This is a genomic window from Pannus brasiliensis CCIBt3594, assembly GCF_036688125.1.
Taxonomy (GTDB): Bacteria; Cyanobacteriota; Cyanobacteriia; order Cyanobacteriales; family Microcystaceae; genus Pannus; species Pannus brasiliensis.
Genome location: NZ_JBAFSM010000037.1, coordinates 19,739 through 41,313, shown reverse-complemented (window position 1 = coordinate 41,313; position 21,575 = coordinate 19,739). Strand labels below are relative to the sequence as shown.

The following is a 21,575-nucleotide window of genomic DNA, read 5'->3' as shown; positions in this document are numbered from 1 at the left end:
ATTTCCAACCCGGACGCGTAAGATCGATCGATCGATCCGAATCCATAGTTGGCACTGTCACCGCGCGGACTCTATGCACCTAGAGTATTTTTATACCATTAAAGAACGGATCGAGGGCGATCGGGTGAACTGGATCGAGGTTCCGCGATTACGACGCTCGATCGAGTCGATCCGGGAGAAAATAAGCGAACCGAGGGCTATTTACCGCTATTTATTCGATTCCTTGCCCGTCGCGAACGATCGATCTTCGATACTCTGTCATTGGTGGGCTTTTTTACAGCGTCGTTGCGATCGGGTAGCGAAACCGATTTACGAACAGAATCGAGCGATTATCCCCGATTACGAGACGGTTTTCTATAAACTCATCGCAGATCCGCGAATCGCCAAACCGATCGAGTTTTTTCGCGAGTTCGATAGCGATCGACCGAAAGCCGAATTTTTCTACCCGACGCTTCTGAATTGGACGGACACGAAATTAAGACATATTCTCTATAATTCTCTTCGGAAAAACTATCGGTCGATCGGTCGATCGAATCTCGGTTTGGTGGCGATTTCTAGCCTTTCGATGATTCGGGAAATCTCGCGGGGTTCGGAACTCGATCGCGCGGATTCTCTCGCTTTGGTGAGTTGTTTTAAAGAGGTGAGGAACGCCGGGAAACTGCCGATCGATCGGTGGAAAGAGGAGCATTTTTTAGCGGTGTTAACGCGGTATCGGGAAATTCAAAACGAGCGGGAGATCACCATTGAAGAGCTTACCGAAACGCTCGATCGGATCGGGCGGGAGATTAGGAATTATCTCGATCCACCGTTTCGGAAATTCGAGCCTCCGCTCGGGGAAGATGGAAAAAAGGAGATCTGGGAAAATCTTCCGGTAAGCGGGGGAGAAACCGCTCGATCGCTTGAGGAAATTCGGGAGAAAATTCAAACAATCATTGACGCGCTACCGGAAGAAACGCGACAAATTGTAGAATTTTACTACCAACGGAGAATGGCGCAAGCTAGGATAGAAGAAAAGCTCTCGATCGATCAATCGACGATCAGCCATCGTCTCGATGCCTTCCGAAAACAAGTATATCTAACAACCCTCGCGTGGAATGAGGATCGAGATCCGAATACATCCGAGAAAATCAGATTGACCGCGAGGCAAAGGAAAGATATCAATGATTATCTCGAATGTTATTATTCCTAATTTCCAGGCTAGTTTACTCGAAAAAATTATGAAATTCAACCCGACCATTTTACGAAGTATCCATCCTAATCACCTCTGGTTAGAAGTATCGGAAAACGAGATCGAGGAAGCTCGATCGCTCGCATCGGATTACTCGAATTCTATCGCTAGACAGCAAGCTTTTTTGAATTCCCTGTGTCGGAATTCCCTGAAGAAATGGCTACTCGATCGAGCGGGGTTCGATCGGGTCGATATTCCCGATAAGTCTTCCGAATTATGGGAATTTATTCACGGTTTTATTCTTCAAGTAGAGGATAAGCGGATCGTCGCGATCCCGAGCGATTCTAACGATCTAGAGGGATTTACCGTTCAGCGGGAATGGGTCGATATTCCCGATCTCGCGGCGGATTTTTACCTAGCGATACAGGTAGATCTAGACGAAAAAATACTACACTTTTGGGGATTTATCTCTAGAGAGGAAGTTCGAGAGTTCGCCGAACTAGAGCCGCTTTACCGTCAGTATTTACTCGATCAAGATCGGCCGATCGATAGCCTCGATATCCTGTGGGATAGTTGCCGATTCGGGGAGAGCGAGAAGGGAGCGATCGAACCGTTGCCGGCGCTATCGGAAACCGAGGCTCGCGAGTTAATACAATCTCTTAGTATCCCTTCCCTTTACTCTCCTCGTTTACAAGTTCATTTTGAAAAATGGGGAGCGTTATTGAACGATAAAAAATGGCGCGAGGAACTTTATCGCTCGCGAATTCAATCGCGATTTATCTTCCTGCGGAACTGGTTAGAAGAACAGTTCGAGAAAGAATGGTTAGATGTCGAACAATTTCTGCAACGAGAACCGGTGAGATCGCGGGAGATCCGGAAACGAACGGGAGATATGAAAAAAAGAATAAAACTGATCGATCTACAGGTGCAGTTGAAAAAAGTTTCCGTCTTATTGTTAATCGCGATCGCCTCTCAAGACAATGGAACCTATCGGATTATCGCGCAGATTTACCCCGTCTCCGCGAATAGCGTGTTACCCCCGAACTTGGGGATCGCGCAATTCCTCCCGTCGGGGCAAGAATTACAGACCGTTATCTCCCGACAATACGATAACTGGATTCAACTACGTCCGTTTCACTGTCACGAGGGACAAAAATTCACCCTGAAGGTCTTCTGGAACGATTTCAGTGTCGTCGAGGAGTTTATCGTCTAAAATCAGGAAACATACCTCTTTAGCTAGATGTTTCCAGTGACGATGAATAAATGGATCTTGCTGAAATTTCTGAACAATAATGGGGAAGGATATCGAGTTTTGGCGGAATTATGGGTTGATAATAGCCAAATTCTCCAATTGCAAGGAACTTTATCCTTAGGAAGCTCGGTATTCGACACTTATCGTCGCTGGAAAGCTCTCTATCAAGTCTTCTTTCATCGCTCTCGCTCGTCTAACGAGGGTATCGCGATCGATGAATCGGGAATCACGAATGTATCCCACACCGAGTTCGACGATCTCTGGAAGAATTTGAAACAGGAACTCGATCGCTGGTTGGGGGAAACCTCGTTCGCGGCGATCGATCTCTCCCTCCGCAGTTATTTAAATACCGACGAGGATATTCTCATCAATATTCAAACCGACGATCCGAACTTATGGTTTTTACCCTGGCCGCGATGGAATTTTCTAGAGGATTTCCGACGCGCTGAAGTGATTTTGAGTCCCTTGAAAAATATTTCCGTTACCTTTCCGAAAAGGAATCGCATCCGATTACTGGCTATTTTCGGGGATGATACGGGAATAGATACCGAGAGAGATAGTATCCTTTTAGAGCGGTTGAAAAAGCGCGGGGTAGACTATCTCGACTTGAAAAAGAAATTGAACGTCAAGGCTCTAGATGTCCGTTCCATCGTCGAGGCTCTACGGGATAGGATGGGATGGTCTGTCCTTTTTTTCGCGGGGCATAGTAGCTCATCGGAAGTGACATCGGATTCGGATAACGAGATCATTCAACTCGATCCCGATACCCCTTTGCGACTGACGAGAATTGAAACCGCGTTAAGAAATAGTATTAAAAATGGGCTACAATTAGCGATTTTTAATAGTTGTAATGGAATCGGTCTCGCGCGAAAACTATTAGACTGGAACTTACCGCGGGCGATCGTCATGCGCGAGGAAGTTCCCAATGAAGTGGCGGTAGAATTTTTAAAACATTTTTTAGACGCGTTCGCTCGCGGGGATTCTTTACCGATCGCCCTACGAAGATCGCGCGAGAGTTTAGAAGGATTAGAACACGAATACCCTTACGCGACCTGGCTACCGGTTCTCTGCCAGAACGCGACCGTTCCTCTGTTAACCTGGGAATCTTTAGGAGGAAAATCTAGGAGATCGATCGGCAAAAAAATCGTAAAATCTCTGAAAACAATAGGATTAGTGGCCGGGGGATTTACTCTCGGCTTTCTGGCTTATCCCGGTCTCAATCCTATCCCTACCGAATCTTTCGATGCCAGTAGATCGCGAGGAATTAGTGTAGGGGAGGAAATCTTATTTGATGATAAGAGAAATCTCAACAGGAGTAACTCGACGATCGAGAAGGGAATCCAAGCTTTTAAGAGGAAGGATTATAAAGAGGCGACGCGTTATTTTATTCTAGCCCTCGAAGATTTCCCCGATAATCCGGAAATTCGGATTTATTATAATAACGCTCGCGCGCTCCAAGATAAAGATCCCTTGAAAATCGCGGTCAGTGTTCCTCTCGGAAACAATCCGGAGATCGCGCGGGAAATCCTGCGAGGTGTCGCGCTGTTCCAACAGGAACTAAACGAAGAGCAATCCAAAAATCCCGATTTCCATTCTCTTCTTGTCGTGATCGCGAATGATAATAATAACCGAGAGATGGCTAAGGATATAGCGGGTAAATTCGTTAAAGATAAATCGATCTTGGCGGTAATCGGCCATAATGCCTCCGACGCGAGTGAAGCGGCGAGAGATATTTATTATCAGGGAGGAATCGTCGCGATCAGTCCGACTAGTTTTTCCGAGGAAGTAAAGGGAGAGCGATATATTTATAAAATGGTTCCCAATATCGGAACTTTTGCCGCCACTCTCAGCGAGTATATTCGAGAAAAGTCAAACGTGGTTAATCCTAGGACTTTTATCTGTTATGACGGTCGTTCTGGAGATAATTACAATCTCGCGGGTACTTATAGGAGTATTATTTTAGGTCAGAATTTTCAAAGCATTATTGAAGATGAATTTTCTGATTGTAATATCGATCCGAAAACGAGAATCAATTACGAGAATGTGTATGAAAGCATGAAAGCGAATCGAGTTAATGTTTTTATGATCGCTCCCTATGTCAACGATCTCGACCGAGCGATCGACCTTCTCGTAAAACGCCCGTCCGATTTACGCGATCTAGTTCTGATCGGTTCCCCGACTTTTCAAACCAATCTAACGCTCGAAAAGGGACAGAAGAACGTGGAGGGTTTAGTAACTTCCGTCCCCTGGTACGAACTGAAGGAAGAAAATACTTATTGTAAGAACAGCGATCCTCGAAAAGAGCGAGAATGTAGACAGAGATTTAATGTCTGGCGTACTCCCTCCTCTTATGACGCTACCGAAGTAATTGTTGAGGGATTGAAAAAATTATCCTCGCCGGAGAGTTCCGCCGATCGAGCTTCCAAGGATAAAGTCCAGAAAGTTCTCGATCGAGAATCTTTAGCGGAGGTTCTGCGGCATCCCGCTTTTAAAATCGAAGGAATGACGGGAACCGTGCAATTCACCCGGGACGGCATCCGAAAAATGGACAATAATCCCGATCGCCGTTTTCTCCTCCTACAGATCTGCGACGGGCAATTCGTCCCCCTCGGGAAGAGTTCGCGGAACTGTACACCCGGCGATCCCCGATCGCTTCACAAAAAGTAATCTTTTCCCCCCTGCATCAAATCGCGTTTCTCTCCGAATAAGCGGGTATCCCGACTACGGAGAGAGAAACCATGAAACTCACGCGTGAACTGAACCCGAAAGCCCTAGTCTACTGGTTACTCGGGGCGAAAGCCGGCACCACCCTCGTCGCCGTCTGGAAGTGGCTCTGGGGCATTCCCATCGAATCCGGGGGTAAGATCGCCGTCGAAGCCGCGAAAGAATCCCTCGAATCGATGCAGAGAGCCGTGGCCGAGTTAACCGAGTCCGTCGCCAAGGTAGAAGCCGCCCACAAGTCCGCGCTGGCGAAATACGGCGAGAAACAGAAAGAACATACCGAATTACTGCAACAAGCCACGCTCGCCCACCAGAAAGGCCACCCGGAAGCCGCGCGACTGGCGATGACCAAAGCGATCGCCGTCGAAAAAATCCTTCCCCCGATGCAAGAGCGAGTGAGTAAAGCGGAAGCGGTGGTGAAAGCGGCGAGAGATAAATTACGGCGGGAACAGGAAAAAATCGAGCTTTATAAGCTAGAAATGAGCAACCTAAAAGCGATGGGTTCGATTAACGAGGCACTGACCAGCATTAACGACTTCGACAGTAGCCTCGATCTCGGGGGCGCGCGCGATCGCTTCGAGGACGCGGGGGAAGCGATCCAGAGCCGTTATCTCCAGGAAAACGCGCGCGCGGAACTGGGCGAGAACCAGAGCGAGAAAATCAGCCTTCAACTCGATGAATTAACCCTCGACGATGAAATCACCCGTCGTTTAGCCGAACTTAGTGGAAACAACTAGGAGCCAAACCGATGACGAAAACCATGTCTTCCCAAAAAGCGGGATTACCGCCTATCTTCTATCTTTTCGCGGGATTATTACTCTTTATTCTCGTGCCGAAACTCGGGGGACTGCTTCCCCTTTCCGGGAACGATCCCCGCGTCAGTACCGGCGCTCTTCAACTGGATAAAAACAACACCAATCCGGACAAAGAGAGAGCGATCGCCGCGATCGCCAAGGGAGACACGAAACAAGGCGAGGAATTCCTACAAAAATCCCTCGCCCGCGATCCCAACGATCCCGAGAGCGTTATCTATCTCAATAACCTGCAAACTGGCGATAATCCACTAAAAATCGCTGTCGTTGTCCCCGTAGGTAATAATAGCAATATCGCGCGGGAGATGTTACGCGGGGTCGCCTCCGCGCAGGGACAGATTAACGCCCAGGGGGGAATCAACGGGCGAAAACTCGCGGTCACGATCGTCAACGACGATAACAATCCCGACATCGCGCGGGAGATGGCCGGAAAACTCGTCCAAGATCCCGATATTGTCGCCGTCATCGGTCATAACGCCTCCGATGCCAGCCTGGCGGCCGCTCCCGTCTATCAAAAAGGCGGTCTGGTAATGGTTTCCCCCACCTCTTTCGCCAATAATCTCTCCGGCGCGGGAAACTATATCTTTCGTGTCGTCCCGCCGAGTAGCACGATCGCCGATGCCCTGGGCGCCCGCATCGTCAATACCGCCAAGATCCGGAAAATCGCTTTCTGCTACGATTCCCAGGCGGCGGATAATGTCTCCTTCAAGGATGAATTAATGGCTTCCGTGGCGAAAAAAGGCGGTCAGATCGTGCCGATCGTCTGCGATGTCACCGCGCCCAATTTCGACGCGAGCGATGCCGTCGAGAAAGCGATTTCCGCCGGCGCGACCGGATTATTCGTCAGCGCGCACGTCGATCGACTCGATCCCGTCTTCAAGGTCATCCAGGCCGATCGCGGGCGGTTAGCCCTCTTTAGCAGTCCCACCCTTTACAACATCAAAACCCTACAGGAAGGAGGGGAGGCCGCCAAAGGATTAACCCTCGTCGCTCCCTGGCATCCCTCGGTGAATCCCACTTTCGCCAACCAGATGAAGGAACAATGGCGCGGCCCCGTCAGTTGGCGCACCGCCACCAGTTTCGACACTACCAAGACGATCGCGGCCGGGCTGAAACAGAATCCCACCCGAGGGGGTTTACAATCCGTCCTCCGCTCCCCGAACTTCCGAGCGGACGGCGCGACGGGAACGATCCGCTTCGATCCCGGTACGGGCGATCGGGTCGGTCAACCGGTTTTACTCCAGGTTCAGCCCTCTTCTTCGGGCTATCAATTCGTCTCCCTACCGCGTTGAGCGCGAGGGAACCGAAAAAGACCCGTTCGATCGATCCCCCGCGCGATCGACGGACGGGTTAAGATTACCTCGATCGACACCGAAAGAAGATCGGCATCACGATCGGGCCGAAAAGATCGACGGGAAAAATAGATATTTATCGTTCTCTCCCGCGCCCGATCGCTATCGAATTCGAGGGAAGGAAGGAATCGCTTATTATTCCGATACTTTCTTTTTTCGAGATATAGACAATTTTAAAGAATCATGAATTCCGAGAGAATGAGTAATTATCAAACTCTAGAATAAAGAGCGTATCATTCTCGAAAAACTTTTCATCTACCATGACAGCCCAACGATTTCCCAAGTATCTCGGTCTCGGGATTTGCGGTAGCTTATTAGCGATCGCCCTATCCCAAAGCGATCCGCGAACGATCAACGCGCAAACTGTCAATCCCGACTGTCCCCTTCCCGCCGATGTCGATCCGAGCATCGCCGCCACTTTTCTCAACGGGAAATGTCAGAAAGTTACCCTACGAATGCCCCAGACATTTTATCGCTATTACAATGCCGATAATAATAAATTCGGTCGGTATTTAACCACGAATCAATATCAAACGAATGTAGAAGCGATCGCCCAATTAGCCCTGAACCAAGCCTGGGGAAACAAGGCCGAAAAAATGTTATCCGCGACCTTGCCCGCGGGTACGGTAGTGTATCAGGGGATTGTCGCCCCTCAAGAACCGGCCTCCTGTTATCCCGGTGGCGGTCAACAAACCTTTATCGTGAACTCCAAAGATTCGGCCATACAATGGACGGACGGGCCGGATATGGGGATTCAACCTTTTAGTTGCCCATAGGATTGTATGGAACCGAAAACAGCCGAATTTATCCGATCGATCGATCGGGCGATCGAGGTGGCCGAACGCGTGACCACGGAACAGCCCGATCGATTAGAAAACCTCATCCGCGTCCTAGGGACACTCCGGGAACGGGTTCTGGCCGGTCAACTCGAACCCTCGGGGGGAACCACCACCCTCGGTTTGACTAGGGACGTGGCCGACTGGATCGATGCTCTCGACTCTCCCTTACTCGAAGCGGTCGGGGCGATCGAGCGACACTATCAGCGATCGTGGCCCTGAAAGGGTGAATTCTCTCGCGCTCTCTTCCTGATAACCCTTTCCACCCCCGCGACGGAACGCGAGACCGAACCCGCGGGGATGGGAAACGACACCAAACAGGCTACAGTGGAAATGGAGCTATCGTTTACCGAGAGGTCGCCCTTGAAGTCTCTACACTATATCCTGTTAGAACTTCCCTCTAAAGTGGAGTACGCTTTACTCGCCCTGCTGGAAATGGCCGGTCAAGCGGACGGCAAAACCCCCGTCACCGTCAACGAGATCACCGCGAAACACCCCATCCCCGAACGCTATCTCGAACAGATTCTCGCCAATCTACGGCGCGGGGGTCTGTTAAAAAGTCAGAGAGGGGCGAAAGGGGGGTATATTCTCGCTAAGGCTCCGGAAGAGATCACTTTACTCGATGTCGTGACCTCGATCGAGGGCGATCGGGAAGCCCTCGACCACGGCGACGACACGACGATCGAGATGCAACTGATCCGGGAAACCTGGCAGAAAGCCAATCTCGCCGCTCAGGCCGTTCTTGAACAACACACCCTTCAGTCTTTGTATCAGGAACGGGAAGCGTACCGCCAAAAAGGTTTGATGTACTATATCTAGAGCGTTTGGATCAACACGAAAGGCTGAACGATCAGCGCGTTAAACGAGCTAGTCGGTCGATCGTTCCACTCGCTTAACTGATCCGTCGTCGGTTTGCCGATCAGTCGTTCCCCGATCCACCCCTGCACGACGGGAACGTTATCGCGGGCGATCGCCTCTCCCACTTCCAACAGATCTAGCGACTCGGAAACCACGATCAGCGCGTCCCTCCGCGCGTGAGGGACCAGATCGCTCCACGCCACTTCCGCCAGTTCCTCGGTTAATTGGCTTTTAATATCGCTCATGGGAAAAATTTGACTGTAAATTAGCTTTTTTAAGGCGAATACTACCTCAATTCTATTATACAGCGAAATCTCTCTTTCGATCGCTCTACCGTTAGAGAGGGCGGGAGGCAGGGGGCGAGTTTTCGCCGATCGGGAGGCTTTCCATTCGTTCCCGGTACCTCTTTTCTCGTCCCGATTTCCACCATACCCTCCCGATCGTGGCTTTTACCCCGGTATCGATCCCGGAAACGCGAACGGAAAAGTGAATCGCTTCCTGACTCCCGACTCCCGATCGCCGCACGAAACTTTATGAAGTTATGTTAGATTAAACATAACGAGCGTTCGATATAAAACCGATGCCCAAGATCGTAGATGTAGAGCAGTACCGCAAAGAACTCCTCCTCAAAAGCGCCGAACTCTTCGCCGAGAAAGGCTACGCCGATCTGACGACGAGGGAACTGGCGCGGGGTCTGGGAGTGTCCACGGGGACGCTATACCACTACTTTCCCAGCAAAGAAGCCCTTTTCGAGCAATTAGTCGAGGAAATGTGCTTACAGGATGTCCTGGTCGCGAAAGCGCAGATCGATCGGGGGAAAACGCTGATCGAAAAGCTAACCATCCTCGCGCGATTCATGGCCGAGCGGGAGGACACCTGTATCAAACAACTGTTTCTCTCGATCGACTATTGCCAACAGCAAGGCCGGGAAGAATTACGCCGGAGTCGCTTTTTCGAGCGGATCGATCGACGCTACCAACGAGCGGTGATCGAGCTTTTGGGCATCCAAGATCCCGAGGTCGCCTGGTTAGTGGTGAGCGTGATCAACGGGTTACTGCTAGAGCGCCTCTGGTGCAATGAAGCGATTTCCCCCGACTCTCAGTTGGAACTTCTCGGCAAAATTCTCACCCCCTATCTCGAAACCCAGAATCAACCGTAGGAGCGGGGTTTTCCCGTCCGGAGCGGTTAAAACGCCATCGATCGAATGATTCCCTTTCCCATCCCCCCTAACCGCGATAGGAAAAAGACCGTATGACCAGCAAAATTTCTTTTAAATCCCCCAATCGGCTGATAATCGCGCTCGTTCTCGTGGGAGCGACGGTATCCGGGGCTACGGTGTTATATAGCCTATCTAGGGCGAGTCAGAAACCCGAACCCGCGCCGGTCGCGCCCGCCGTCACCGCGCCGAAACAGATCACGGCTTTAGGACGGATCGAACCGAGAAGCGAGATCGTCAGCGTTTCCGCGCCGATGTTACTGAATTCCGATCGAGTGGCGAAATTACTCGTGGATGAAGGGGATAGCGTCAAAACCGGTCAGGTTCTCGCCATTTTAGAGAGTCGCGATCGTTTGGAGGATAATCTCCGGCAGGCCGAGGAACAGGTGAAAGTAGCCGAATCGAAGCTCGAACAGGTGCGCGCGGGGGCGAAAGAGGGAGAGATCGAGGCGAACGCCGCGAACGTGCGGAAATTAGAGGCGCAGTGGTTCGGCGATCGGGACACGCAACAGGCGACGATCCGACGGTTAGAGGCGCAGTTAGAGGGAGATATCGCGGCGCAGAAGGCGACGATCGCTAAATTAACCGCCGAATACCGTAACGCCGGGGCGGAATTCGATCGCAATAAACAGTTATACGAGGAAGGCGCGATCTCCGCGTCCGGTTTCGACGCGAAACGGTTAAGTTTAGAAACCACTCTCCAACAGGTAAACGAGGCGAAAGCTACCCTAGAGCGGATCGATCGAACCGGCCGCCAGCAGATTAAGGAGGCGAAAACCACCCTCGCGCGCATCGAGTCCACCGGCCGGCAACAGGTGAGCGAGGCGCGATCCACTTTAAACCAGGTTTCGGAAGTGCGCGGGGTGGACGTGAGAGCGGCGCTCGCGGAAGTGGACTCGGCTAAAGTTGCGGTGAAAAAGGCGCGGACGGAATTGGAACAGGCCTATATTCGATCGCCCCTATCCGGGAGGGTGGTGAAAGTGCGTACCCGGGTCGGCGAGAAAATCAGCGATAACGGCATTTTCGACCTAGCCGAGACCGATCGCATGGAAGTGATCGCCGAGATCTACCAGACCGATATCCGCGACGTGCGCGTGGGACAAACCGCCACGGTGAGAGGATCGGCCTTCGCGGGCGAGGTAAAAGGTAACGTTCGGTTGATCGGGTTACAGGTCGATCGACAGGACGTGTTCAGCAATCAGCCGGGGGAAAACTTCGATCGCAAAGTCATCCCCGTCCGCATCGCGCTCACCCCGGAAAGCAGTCAGAAAGTCGCCGGATTGACGAATTCCCAAGTGACGGTATCGATCGATAAATCCGTAGAGTCGGATTCTTCCCGCCCCAGCCCTAGCCAGCCAGCGACAAATAAATAAAAATGCTAAATTTTTTCAAAAAAACGCCCCTTTCCTGGCTACAGGTCACGCGGGAGAAAACCCGTCTCCTCGTCGCCCTCGCCGGGATCGCCTTCGCCGACTTTCTCATCTTTACCCAATTGGGATTCCGGGACGCGCTATTCGATGCCTCCGTCCTCCCCCATTACGCGATCGATACGGATCTGGTGATGATCAACCCCCAATTTAATACCCTGTTCGCGGTGAAAAGTTTCTCGCGCGATCGACTGTACCAAGCCGAACGGGTGGCGGGAATTCGATCGCTCGACGCGTTGTATATCGGTTCCGCTCAATGGCGCAACCCGGAAACGAAACTAGAAAGAACGATTTTAGTCTTCGGTTTCGATCCGAGTCGTCCGGTTTTCAAAATCCCGGAAGTGAATCAACATCTCAACGATTTAAAGATGTTGAATACCGTTTTGTACGACAGGGCTGGTAGACCGGAATTCGGGCCGATCGCCGATTTACTCAAAAAAGATCCGGATCTCACCGTCCAACTCAGCCAGAAAGAAGTTCGCGTGGTGGGAATTTTCAGTCTCGGTGCGTCGTTCGCGGCGGACGGAAACGCGATCGTCAGCGATTCTACCTTTTTAAACCTGTTTCCCGATCGCCAACCCCACGAGGTCGATATCGGGTTAATCAAAGTCCAACCCGGCGCGGATATCGAGGGGATAAAAAGCCAATTACAATCCCTTTTTCCAAAAGACGAAGTTCTAGTTCTCACGCTGGCAGAATTCGCGGGACGGGAGAAAAAATACTGGGAAAACGGGACGGCGATCGGGTTTATTTTCGGATTGGGAACCGCGGTCGGGTTCATTGTCGGGATCGTTATCGTGTACCAGATCCTCTATTCCGACGTGTCCGATCACCTGCCCGAATACGCGACCTTGAAGGCGATGGGCTACGGGAATAGTTATCTCATCGGCGTTTTAATGCAGGAAGCGTTATTACTGGCGATTTTAGGATTTATCCCCGGATTTATCGTCTCGGTAGGGGTATACAATCTCGCCGCGGCCGGGACGTTACTCCCCATCGCCATGACGACAAAACGGGCGATCGATGTGTTCGTTCTCACGGTGATCATGTGCGGCGCCTCCGGGATCGTCGCGATGCGTCGCCTACAAACCGCCGACCCCGCCGATATTTTTTAGGAGGCAGGGGACAGAAGGCAGGAATTACCGTCAAAGTTATGTAAAAAAGGGGCGAACCATGCAGATTTTTAAAACCGATCGAGAACGCGTTTCCTTTGCCGAGAATGAACCGGCGATCGCTATCCGGGGATTGAATCACTATTTCGGCGAGGGAGATCTGAAAAAACAGGTTTTATACGATATAAACCTCGAAATTCAAGCCGGGGAAGTGGTGATCATGACGGGGCCTTCCGGATCGGGGAAAACGACTTTATTGAGTCTGATGGGGGGATTGCGATCGGTGCAAGAAGGCAGTCTCAAGATTCTCGGGCAGGAAATGCACGGCATCGGGAAGGGAAAGATGCTCAAAGTGCGCCGGAAAATCGGTTATATTTTCCAAGCGCACAACCTATTAAAATTCCTCACCGCGAAACAGAATGTTCGGATGTCCCTCGAACTCCACGACGAGTATCTACGGGGGGATATGAACGCGAAAGCCACCGAAATGTTAGAGGCCGTGGGATTGGGAAATCGCGTGGATTATTACCCCCACGATCTTTCCGGGGGACAGAAACAACGGGTAGCGATCGCGCGCGCGCTAGTCAGTCACCCGAAAATCGTTCTCGCCGACGAACCGACCGCGGCACTAGATAAACAATCCGGTCGCGACGTGGTGGAAATCATGCAGAAACTCGCGAAAGAACAGGGATGCACCATCCTCCTCGTCACTCACGATAATCGGATTCTGGACATAGCCGATCGTATCGTCAACATGGAAGACGGCCGCTTAACCTAACATCTTACTAACTGACGAAATCTTTTCTCGTAGGTCGCGTGAAACGAGGTGAAACGTGACAACCGGGGGAATTTTGCCGTCTGTAGCGTGTCCTCGCGGGCGATAGGGAAGGGTTCGATCGAACTTCGATGGCGGACATTTTTTATTTCAGACTTTATTGCAAAAATGTCCGATCGAGTGTATAGTGGGGGTAGAGTCGATCGAGTTTCGGGTAGTGAGGTGACCGCTTGGGTAAGGTGGATGCTTTTAAAATAGACGGCTTAGAGCTATTCTTTAACTCCCACGATCATAAGCCACCCCACTTTCACGCTTATAAGCGCGGTGCATGGGAAATCCGAGTCTTTTTTCTCAGTTGCAGTCAGGAAAAAGGATTAGATTTCGAGCCTAAATGGCCACCCGATCCCGCTCTATCCAGTAAGGAAAAAAAGCAAATACTAAAGTACGTTTTAGAATATCGTGCCGCTCTCCTGATCGAATGGGAGAACAAAGTTCGCGTTAGGGAGAACTACTAATGTTAGAGAAACAGCCCATGTTTATCTTACTTCACGATCGAGACAGCCAAGGAGTTATCCCTCGATCGAAATCTTTGAAGACGATAAATTTTCCTAATTTAAAAGATAATTTAGAAAACCTTGAATCCACGAAATATTTATTTATCCTTACTTCTCTAACCGGTTTAGCGGAGGTAGCCGATATCGTGAGAACGGCCAATCAAAAGCATCATCTGCGTGTCTTGTTTATTCGGGAAGATATCGATTCTCAATGGCTACCGCAGATCTTCGATCAGGCTAATTTGCGGACGATGAGAAATACGATAGTGCATACAGATTCGGAGATTCCTAAAAGAGTGTTTGAAGCTTGGCGAATCGGCGCTCAGGATCATTTAATTGCCAAGGCTACCGTTCTCGGCGATCGTTTGTTAGTAGTAAGCTGTAGTATGGAGGAATTCGAGATCCCTTTTCAGGCAATGCCAGCCTTACAATGTATTCCAGAAAACGAGCGTGATGATTTTATTATCTCGGAAGAAGGTGGCTATATTTACTGGCAGGGAGCGGATATCCATCTCGATATAGATGCTTTTCGTAGCGTGATAGATCCCGTGGAAAAACAGAGATTCGAGGCTTTACGACTCAATCACGATAAGCTTTTCGGTCAGGCAATTAAAGCTTTACGCCAACAACATCAATTGAAACAATCCGAGATAGCCGGGCTATCAGAACGACAGGTTAGACGCATCGAATCTGGAGAGAGAACAAAAGTAAATACGCTCGAATTATTAGCGAAAGCTCACGGTATGGAATTAGCGGAGTATCTGGACGCTGTTGCCAGACTATTGCCTAATATTTCGGGTCAAGAGCTTAGAGTTGTCGATTCTTATTCTGAAGAAACAAAAAGTCAGGATAAACCCTGGGAACTGATGGGTTTCAAAGAACAAGTTCAAGTAATCAAGAAAAAATCTAATTCAGAATGTCCCGATATGGAGGAATGTAACTAATGAAGGTTTTAATTGTATCTGGTATACTTGAAGATTGGTTATTAGGTCGTCAAAGTGATGTGTCCTCGTCTGTACAGCAACTATTCAACACAATTTACGCGAGGCAAGAGAATCCTAGAATACAACCTTACATAACTATCCGATGTTTTAAAAACCTTATTGACATCAAACAGGTAATGTTGCCAGACTCCGAGGAAAAGGATCTATACGATTATCTAAAACGTTTTCAGTTTAAGATAGGGGAAATATCGCGCGATATTCTTGAAAAAGCTCGACGATATGACTTAGACTTTGAATCTGCACTCGAAATCGAGTGTGGTCGTGAACTTAAGGTTGATGCTATTGTCACTCACTTGCCTCAAAAATATACTGGTATTGAAAATAGCATTCCAATCTGGACAATAGAGAATTTCCTCCATCGCTATCGTCTGGATCGAGCCTATTCTTCTAATGCAGGATCGTATTCTCGTGAGCGATACCAACAATTATCTTTATGGCCTGAAAAGAAAAAACATTTAAGCTTTATGATCCGAAATACTATTCCCGTAATACTCTTGGCCGTTAAAATTCTTAAAGCAGAGGGATTCAAAGGTATAAGTAGGAATGATTTTTCTAATAAGCTTGGAAAGACCGAGAAAACTACTCAAAGTATTATTCTAGATCTAGAGAAGTTTCAGATTGCGTCATATTCTAGAAATCGAGTAACTGTTCATCCTGATCTTTTAGATACGGGCGAAAGTGATATAGCGAACTATTTACACGAGGTGTTAAAAGATCATATTCTCGTACAAGAAATCTATAAGTCTTTAGAGATTGAAAAAGTTATTACCCAATGGCGCTTACAGGAAATTATGCAGAAAATAAACGACCAATCGAACCTATTGAATTCTAAAGAAGATAGAAAAGATAAAACTTTAAGTGATTATCGATCTAGATTCACCTCTTGGATATTGTTTGCGAATTTGCTACAAAGCTACAAAAGAAATGGAATAACACATTATACGATTCCCAGTTCTACAACTTCACCAAAAACCTCTCTTGACAGCGAGGTATACCAACTAGAACTTCCTTTGAATATCGCTTAAGGCTAATCTTTTCACTTTTGTGTAGACTTTGGGAGATAGACGGGGAAATAATTGCCTATGTCGATCGATGTATTTGTCGGGAAATCGTGATAGCGAAAATCCGCTCTATCACATCTCCTATTTATAAAAATCCTGTACGAGTCTCTTACAAATTAGCCACGTTTAACCTGTTTATAGAAGACATTACTTTAGTCTAGCCAGTTTTCGATTCTTAAATCGGGGATTTGTGAAAAGTCACGCCGATTTCGAGTGACTAGAATCGCGTCTACCGAGAGAGCGATCGAGGCGATCCGTAAATCTTTTTGTAATCTATTTCTACTTAATCGAGAGTTGAGCGCTAATAATCGTTGTTGATGAAGAAGCGCACGATCGTCAAAGGGTAATATCTCGATCGCTTTAAAAAAATTCATCGAGGTCAGTAGCTCTCCATAAAGATAGGGTAGTTGAGCATCCTGTTTACAATCATTAATTCTAGGAATCCAACCATTGAATATCTCTTGTACGGTGATAATGGTAGTCGCTATCTCGTTCGGATCGAGCGTGGCGAGCCTAGCCATAACCTTCCGGTCTCCCGCCAAAAATTCCGTAACGTGATCGGTATCTAACCCTTTTCTGTCAGAGGTGGAATGCCGTCGATCCCGCGATCGAACGATTCCCTTACTGGGCAAGGATTTCGGGATTGAGTTGCTGACAGTTTCCCTCGATCGGGTCGTAACAACGCTCAATTCTCGTGAAACCATTGATAGACAATCGTTTCGGCTCGGATTGCCAACAGGAACCGATCCTACTCTGATGAAAGAGGGCTAAAATCCAAATACTCATAGAGTCTATTCATCCTCTACATCATTTTCGATCGATCTTCTTTCCGCTCTGATCTCCTCGGCGATTTCCGCGAAAATCGGGCTATCTTTAAAAACACCCGCGAATTTCATCCACGGATTTTCGGGTTTCGCGGGCGGGATTTGAAATTGTCGGAAAATAATTTTTCTCTCGGACAGAAAAGAATCGAGATAAGCGTCCAGTTTTTCGATCGCCTCCTCTTCCGTGTCCGCCTCTACCCGATATTCCGGAAATTCCAGCGCGTAAGCACTAATCTGTCCGGATTCGGTCTTTTCTATCACGTAGCGTAGCTCGATCGTTTCTGTCTCGCGGGAGGTATTCGAGAAATGAAGAACCATGAGCGTTCGGGGTAAAGGATCGTATCCTTTCACGGTAACGCGATCTATCTCGATCGAAAAATACAGAGAGGACGGGAAACCCCGGTCAAACAGTACAATAAAAATATTCACCGATTCACCTACCAATCCCGTAACCATGACCTCGATCGCCGTCATCGACTATGACATGGGCAATCTCCACTCCGCCTGTAAAGGACTGGAAAAAGTCGGCGCGACTCCAAAAATCACCGATTCCCTCGCGGATTTAGAAAAAGCCGACGCGATCGTTCTCCCCGGTGTCGGATCGTTCGATCCCGCCGTCCGGCAGATTCGCGCCCGTCATCTCGAAGAACCGATTAAAAAGGCGATCGAGAGCGGAAAACCCTTTCTCGGCATCTGTCTAGGGTTACAGATTCTTTTCGACGCGTCCGAAGAAGGCGAGGAACCCGGTTTAGGCATCATTCCGGGGAAAGTCCGGCGATTTCGATCGGAACCCGGCATCACTATCCCCCACATGGGTTGGAATCAATTACACTTCACCGGGCCGGATCATCCCCTGTGGCGCGGACTGGCGATCGATCCCCGCGTCTATTTCGTCCATTCCTACTACGTCGATCCCCTCGATCCCCGCGTAACCGCCGCTACCGTCACCCACGGCAGTCAGACCGTTACCGCCGCGATCGCCCGCGATAACCTCGTCGCCGTCCAATTCCACCCCGAAAAATCCTCGGAAAACGGCTTACAGATCCTCGCCAACTTCGTCAACGGGGTGCGCGAACTCGCCTACTCTCCTAGATAAGCCTCCAAAACTCGATCGTTCCGCTGGATTTCCTCCGGGGTTCCGTCCGCGAGGTTCGTCCCCTCCGCGAGAACCCAAACGTGATGACACAGGGACATGATCACGTCCATATTATGCTCGATAATCAGGAAAGTTAACCCCTGACGGTTCCATTCGGTAATATGTTCGCAGATCTGCCCGATTAGCGTGGGATTCACTCCCGCCGCCGGTTCATCGAGTAAAATCAACTTCGGATCGGTCATCAACGCCCGGCCGATTTCCAATAACTTCCGCTGTCCCCCGGATAAAGCGCCCGCGTAATCCATCGCTTTCGCCGATAATCCGATCGATTCCAGAATTTCCAGCGCCTTCTCCTTATTTTCCCGTTCCTCCCGCCGAACCCGCGGCCGCTGTAACCACAGTTGTAGGAAATCCTCTCCTGTCTGGTGCGGGGCGGCGATCAGCATATTCTCCAACACCGTCAACCGCGACAACACCCGCGCCACCTGAAAGGTTCTCACGCATCCCTGAAGCGCGATCCGGTGCGGCGGCAGATTCTGGATAGAATGGCCTTCGAGATACACTTCCCCTCGATCGGGCCGGATAAAATTCGAGAGCAGGTTAAATAAAGTCGTCTTTCCCGCCCCGTTCGGCCCGATCAGTCCGGTAATACTCCCCCTCGGCACGTCCAGACAGGCATCATTCACCGCCCGAATCCCGCCGAAACTCTTATATAATCCCTTCGCCGATAGCAATAATTCCTGTGTCATAAAGTTTTTTTCTAAAAATCAACAATTTTCGCGGTGTGAAGCAGACCGTAGGGTGGGTTAGCGAAGCGTAACCCACCACACAACAAGAGGCACGAGAATAAGGCCAAGGGTAAAGGAATGAAAAGCCGCCTTTTCCCTTTCCCCCTTCCCCTTTTCCCCCAAAAAATCGCCCATCTCCCCACTCCCCTACTTCCCTAACGTCAATTCCTCTTTCTTGCCGAGAATCCCTTGCGGTCGCCAGATCATCAAGACCATCAGGATCAGGCCGATAATCATGACGCGTAAGGCTCCTAATTGGCTATCGTTGAAAATCGTCAACTGGGGCAGGATAAAACGGGTTAACGAGTCGTAAGCCCAGTAAATAACCGCGCCGAGGAGCGTTCCCGCGTTCGACCCCGATCCGCCGAGAATAACGATAATCCAGGCGTTAAAGGTCAATAACGGCTCGAAATTGGTCGGGTAAATGGTGGTTAACTGCCACGCCAGAAACGCGCCCGCTAACCCCGCGATCGCGCCCCCCAGCATGAACGATTGTAGTTTGTACCAGAAGACATTTTTTCCCAGCGCCCTAGGGATCTGCTCGTCTTCCCGGATCGCTTTGAGAACGCGTCCCCAGGGCGATCGAGCGAGAAATTCCAAGCCACTGAACACGAGAACGAGAACCGTTAACACCGCGACCATTAACCCGGCTTTGTAGTCGTAATCGCTCAGGGCGATCGTCCCGTTAATGTAGAGAGCGAGGATAGCGATCGCCGCCAGCACTCCCCAGACGATTAACGCGATCGGGGTTCGCGGTTGATAGCTTTTCCCCGCGATTTCCCCGCTCTCGCGCCACTGTCGCCGGATACCCCGCCATAACTGCCAGTTCGCGAAAATGGCGATCCCGGTGAACAGGGCGATAATTACCAGTTTCGTGAAGAGATTCGGGGTGAAATCGAGGGGCAGGGGATAGCGTTGCACCCCGAACGCTCCTTTCGTTAGCCATTCCTCGTTCAAAACCACCAGACGGATCACCTCGGACACGCCGATCGTCACGATCGCTAGATAATCCTCCCGCAATCGCAGGGTAGAAACGCCGATCGCCAGTCCCAGCAAGGCCGCCAGAATCGCCCCGGCGATCGCGGCGATCGGGATCGGTACGCCCTGTAAGGTCAAGAGAACCGTCGTGTAGGCTCCCAGGGTGGCGAAAGCGACGTGACCGAAGTTAATTAAGCCCGTGAATCCCCATTGTAGGTTCAACCCGAGCGCGAAAATGGCGTACAGTCCCGCCCAAATCGTCAGTGAAACCAGATAATCCGTCATGCAACCTCGCTCGATCGGGTTTTTTCTCTATATCACACTTTGGTGTAATTATGTCGTTTGCATTACATTTGTTTATAAAAGTTTCCGTAAAATGAAGGTAAGGATAATCATAAACTAGCCCGAGGATAGCGACGATGAGCTTGGTAAAAGACATTGCCCTCCGTCCACTAGAATCGATTCAGGGAGGAATGGCGAGATTCTACACGCCCCAATCCTGTAACGAAACGATGTTGGTACAGATTCCCGCGGGAACGATCGACGATCTGTTCGTCCATCGCAACCAAACCGATCAGTTACTGGTGGCGCGCGGCAGTTTCGTCCTCGTTATTTTAAGCGATCGACGCTACCGCTACATTCCCCTCGGCGAGCATAAACCCCAAGTCGTCACCATCCCGCCGGGAGTTCCCCACGGGGCGATTAACCTAGAAAATAAGCCCTGTTTTCTCGTTAACGCCGTGATCCGCCACGGAGAAACGATTTCCAAAGATTACCGACCGATGAAACCGCCCTTTCCCTACGATCTGGCGGCCGCGCGCGAGGTTTTGGCGCGATGTCACGCGCTCGCGTCCGTCCCGGTAGCGCGTTAGAGCGAACCGGGTTGTTTTCCCGCGTCGAAACTCCCGATCGTTACCGGCGAGCGATCGGGAATTCTGTCGGGCCGGTCGATCGTCGATCGCGAACGGATCTAGTCGGGAGTGATAGGCTAATAGTAGTGAAAGTTCCTGTTCTCATGACTTACCATGCCTCTTTTGATCCTGATCGCCGATGACGATCCCGGCATCCGTCTGGCGATTAAAGACTATTTAGAACTAGCGGGCTATTCCGTAGTGGCGGCGAGTAATGGTGAGGAGGCTTTATCCCGATTAGATACCTATCATCCCCATCTGTTGGTATCGGATATCAAGATGCCCCGGATGGACGGTTATACTTTGGTCTCTAGGGTGCGTCAACGTCCCGAATTCCGGCTCTTACCGGTGATCTTTCTCACCGAGAGGGGGACGACGGAGGAACGGATTCGCGGCTATCAGGTGGGTTGTGACGTGTATTTACCGAAACCCTTCGAGATGGAGGAGTTGAAAGCGGTGATCCGGAATCTTCTGGAGCGATCGCAGATCATTCAGAGCGAGTGGCAATATAAAAAAGATCCCGTACAGATTCCCGGCAGGAGTGCCGGCGTTTCCACCCCCGTACTGGAGGAAATCACGCTCACCAATCGCGAGCGGGACGTGTTAGAACATCTCGCGCGGGGACTCTCGAACGTCGATATCGGTCATCAACTGCATCTAAGTCCGAGAACCGTCGAGAAATACGTCAGTAGCTTATTTAGAAAAACCCTGACCGGGAATCGAGCGGAATTGGTTCGCTACTCGATCGAACACGGGTTGATCGAGTAGGAGGCAGGAGTCAGGAGTCAGGAGGCAGGAGTCAGGAGTCAGGAGTCAGGAGGCAGGAGGCA

Annotated in this window: 24 protein-coding genes; 18 read left to right on the top strand and 6 right to left on the bottom strand. The window is 50.1% G+C overall.

Annotated elements, in window-relative coordinates; translation table 11 throughout:
- Nucleotides 1-73 precede the first annotated feature (73 nt).
- The 8 genes from V0288_RS17415 (at nt 74) to V0288_RS17380 (ending at nt 8,960) form a co-directional block, all read left to right on the top strand.
- Nucleotides 74-1,189, top strand: coding sequence for a sigma-70 family RNA polymerase sigma factor (locus V0288_RS17415; protein ID WP_332866419.1), 1,116 nt, complete (start codon nt 74-76; stop codon nt 1,187-1,189).
- A 28-nt stretch (nt 1,190-1,217) separates the two neighbouring features.
- A complete protein-coding gene (locus tag V0288_RS17410) occupies nt 1,218-2,381 on the top strand; it encodes a DUF1822 family protein (protein ID WP_332866418.1) in 1,164 nt (387 codons plus the stop codon).
- A 42-nt stretch (nt 2,382-2,423) separates the two neighbouring features.
- Nucleotides 2,424-5,087 carry an ABC transporter substrate-binding protein gene (locus V0288_RS17405; RefSeq protein ID WP_332866417.1) on the top strand — a complete coding sequence of 888 codons (2,664 nt, stop codon included), beginning with the start codon at nt 2,424-2,426 and terminating at the stop codon, nt 5,085-5,087.
- Nucleotides 5,088-5,158: 71 nt separating this feature from the next.
- The gene (locus V0288_RS17400) at nt 5,159-5,878 is read left to right on the top strand and encodes a PspA/IM30 family protein (RefSeq protein ID WP_332866416.1); all 720 of its coding nucleotides are present in this window, start codon (nt 5,159-5,161) and stop codon (nt 5,876-5,878) included.
- 23 nt (nt 5,879-5,901) lie between these two features.
- Nucleotides 5,902-7,245, top strand: a complete 1,344-nt coding sequence (locus V0288_RS17395; protein WP_332866415.1) for an ABC transporter substrate-binding protein — start codon at nt 5,902-5,904, stop codon at nt 7,243-7,245.
- 320 nt (nt 7,246-7,565) lie between these two features.
- Nucleotides 7,566-8,081, top strand: a complete 516-nt coding sequence (locus V0288_RS17390; RefSeq protein ID WP_332866414.1) for a hypothetical protein — start codon at nt 7,566-7,568, stop codon at nt 8,079-8,081.
- Nucleotides 8,082-8,087: 6 nt separating this feature from the next.
- On the top strand, nt 8,088-8,363 hold the full coding sequence (locus V0288_RS17385) for a hypothetical protein (RefSeq protein ID WP_332866413.1): 276 nt from the start codon (nt 8,088-8,090) through the stop codon (nt 8,361-8,363).
- Between the two features lie 141 nt (nt 8,364-8,504).
- Nucleotides 8,505-8,960: an RrF2 family transcriptional regulator gene (locus tag V0288_RS17380; protein ID WP_332866412.1), complete on the top strand. Its 456-nt coding sequence runs from the start codon at nt 8,505-8,507 to the stop codon at nt 8,958-8,960.
- Here the strand turns inward: V0288_RS17380 and V0288_RS17375 are convergent.
- Nucleotides 8,957-9,244 (bottom strand): DUF2288 domain-containing protein, encoded by a 288-nt coding sequence (locus tag V0288_RS17375; protein WP_332866411.1) that lies wholly within the window; start codon nt 9,242-9,244, stop codon nt 8,957-8,959. The genes V0288_RS17380 and V0288_RS17375 overlap by 4 nt on opposite strands.
- A 335-nt stretch (nt 9,245-9,579) precedes the next feature.
- Between V0288_RS17375 and V0288_RS17370 the strand changes: the two genes are divergently transcribed.
- The 7 genes from V0288_RS17370 (at nt 9,580) to V0288_RS17345 (ending at nt 16,112) form a co-directional block, all read left to right on the top strand.
- The gene (locus V0288_RS17370) at nt 9,580-10,158 is read left to right on the top strand and encodes a TetR/AcrR family transcriptional regulator (protein WP_332866409.1); all 579 of its coding nucleotides are present in this window, start codon (nt 9,580-9,582) and stop codon (nt 10,156-10,158) included.
- A 92-nt stretch (nt 10,159-10,250) separates the two neighbouring features.
- A complete protein-coding gene (locus tag V0288_RS17365) occupies nt 10,251-11,588 on the top strand; it encodes an efflux RND transporter periplasmic adaptor subunit (protein ID WP_332866408.1) in 1,338 nt (445 codons plus the stop codon).
- 2 nt (nt 11,589-11,590) lie between these two features.
- Entirely contained in the window at nt 11,591-12,757 is a 1,167-nt protein-coding gene (gene devC, locus V0288_RS17360) for an ABC transporter permease DevC (protein WP_332866407.1), read from the top strand.
- A gap of 58 nt (nt 12,758-12,815) precedes the next feature.
- Nucleotides 12,816-13,532: a DevA family ABC transporter ATP-binding protein gene (locus tag V0288_RS17355; RefSeq protein WP_332866406.1), complete on the top strand. Its 717-nt coding sequence runs from the start codon at nt 12,816-12,818 to the stop codon at nt 13,530-13,532.
- A gap of 236 nt (nt 13,533-13,768) precedes the next feature.
- Complete coding sequence (locus tag V0288_RS25165) at nt 13,769-14,044, top strand: DUF4160 domain-containing protein (RefSeq protein WP_422662007.1); 276 nt, start codon at nt 13,769-13,771, stop codon at nt 14,042-14,044.
- Complete coding sequence (locus V0288_RS17350; protein ID WP_332866405.1) at nt 14,044-15,027, top strand: helix-turn-helix domain-containing protein; 984 nt, start codon at nt 14,044-14,046, stop codon at nt 15,025-15,027. Before V0288_RS25165 ends, V0288_RS17350 begins: the two co-directional genes overlap by 1 nt.
- Complete coding sequence (locus V0288_RS17345; RefSeq protein ID WP_332866404.1) at nt 15,027-16,112, top strand: hypothetical protein; 1,086 nt, start codon at nt 15,027-15,029, stop codon at nt 16,110-16,112. The genes V0288_RS17350 and V0288_RS17345 overlap by 1 nt, the downstream gene beginning before the upstream one ends.
- A 188-nt stretch (nt 16,113-16,300) precedes the next feature.
- On the opposite strand, the gene V0288_RS17340 is transcribed toward V0288_RS17345, so the two are convergent.
- From V0288_RS17340 to V0288_RS17330, 3 genes are read right to left on the bottom strand one after another with little or no spacing between them, the layout of a single operon-like run.
- Nucleotides 16,301-16,780 carry a type II toxin-antitoxin system VapC family toxin gene (locus tag V0288_RS17340; protein WP_332866403.1) on the bottom strand — a complete coding sequence of 160 codons (480 nt, stop codon included), beginning with the start codon at nt 16,778-16,780 and terminating at the stop codon, nt 16,301-16,303.
- Complete coding sequence (locus V0288_RS17335) at nt 16,770-16,934, bottom strand: hypothetical protein (protein WP_332866402.1); 165 nt, start codon at nt 16,932-16,934, stop codon at nt 16,770-16,772. Before V0288_RS17335 ends, V0288_RS17340 begins: the two co-directional genes overlap by 11 nt.
- A 5-nt stretch (nt 16,935-16,939) precedes the next feature.
- Entirely contained in the window at nt 16,940-17,446 is a 507-nt protein-coding gene (locus V0288_RS17330) for a hypothetical protein (protein WP_332866401.1), read from the bottom strand.
- Here V0288_RS17330 and hisH point away from each other — a divergent pair.
- On the top strand, nt 17,427-18,068 hold the full coding sequence (hisH, locus tag V0288_RS17325; protein ID WP_332866400.1) for an imidazole glycerol phosphate synthase subunit HisH: 642 nt from the start codon (nt 17,427-17,429) through the stop codon (nt 18,066-18,068). The genes V0288_RS17330 and hisH overlap by 20 nt on opposite strands.
- Here the strand turns inward: hisH and V0288_RS17320 are convergent.
- Nucleotides 18,053-18,817: an ABC transporter ATP-binding protein gene (locus V0288_RS17320; RefSeq protein ID WP_332866399.1), complete on the bottom strand. Its 765-nt coding sequence runs from the start codon at nt 18,815-18,817 to the stop codon at nt 18,053-18,055. The two genes, hisH and V0288_RS17320, sit on opposite strands and share 16 nt — an antisense overlap.
- Before the next feature lie 186 nt (nt 18,818-19,003).
- Nucleotides 19,004-20,119 (bottom strand): branched-chain amino acid ABC transporter permease, encoded by a 1,116-nt coding sequence (locus tag V0288_RS17315; RefSeq protein ID WP_332866398.1) that lies wholly within the window; start codon nt 20,117-20,119, stop codon nt 19,004-19,006.
- 134 nt (nt 20,120-20,253) lie between these two features.
- On the opposite strand from V0288_RS17315, the gene V0288_RS17310 reads away from it, so the two are divergent.
- Complete coding sequence (locus tag V0288_RS17310; protein ID WP_332866397.1) at nt 20,254-20,706, top strand: cupin domain-containing protein; 453 nt, start codon at nt 20,254-20,256, stop codon at nt 20,704-20,706.
- A gap of 153 nt (nt 20,707-20,859) precedes the next feature.
- Nucleotides 20,860-21,513: a response regulator transcription factor gene (locus V0288_RS17305; RefSeq protein WP_332866396.1), complete on the top strand. Its 654-nt coding sequence runs from the start codon at nt 20,860-20,862 to the stop codon at nt 21,511-21,513.
- Nucleotides 21,514-21,575 lie beyond the last annotated feature (62 nt).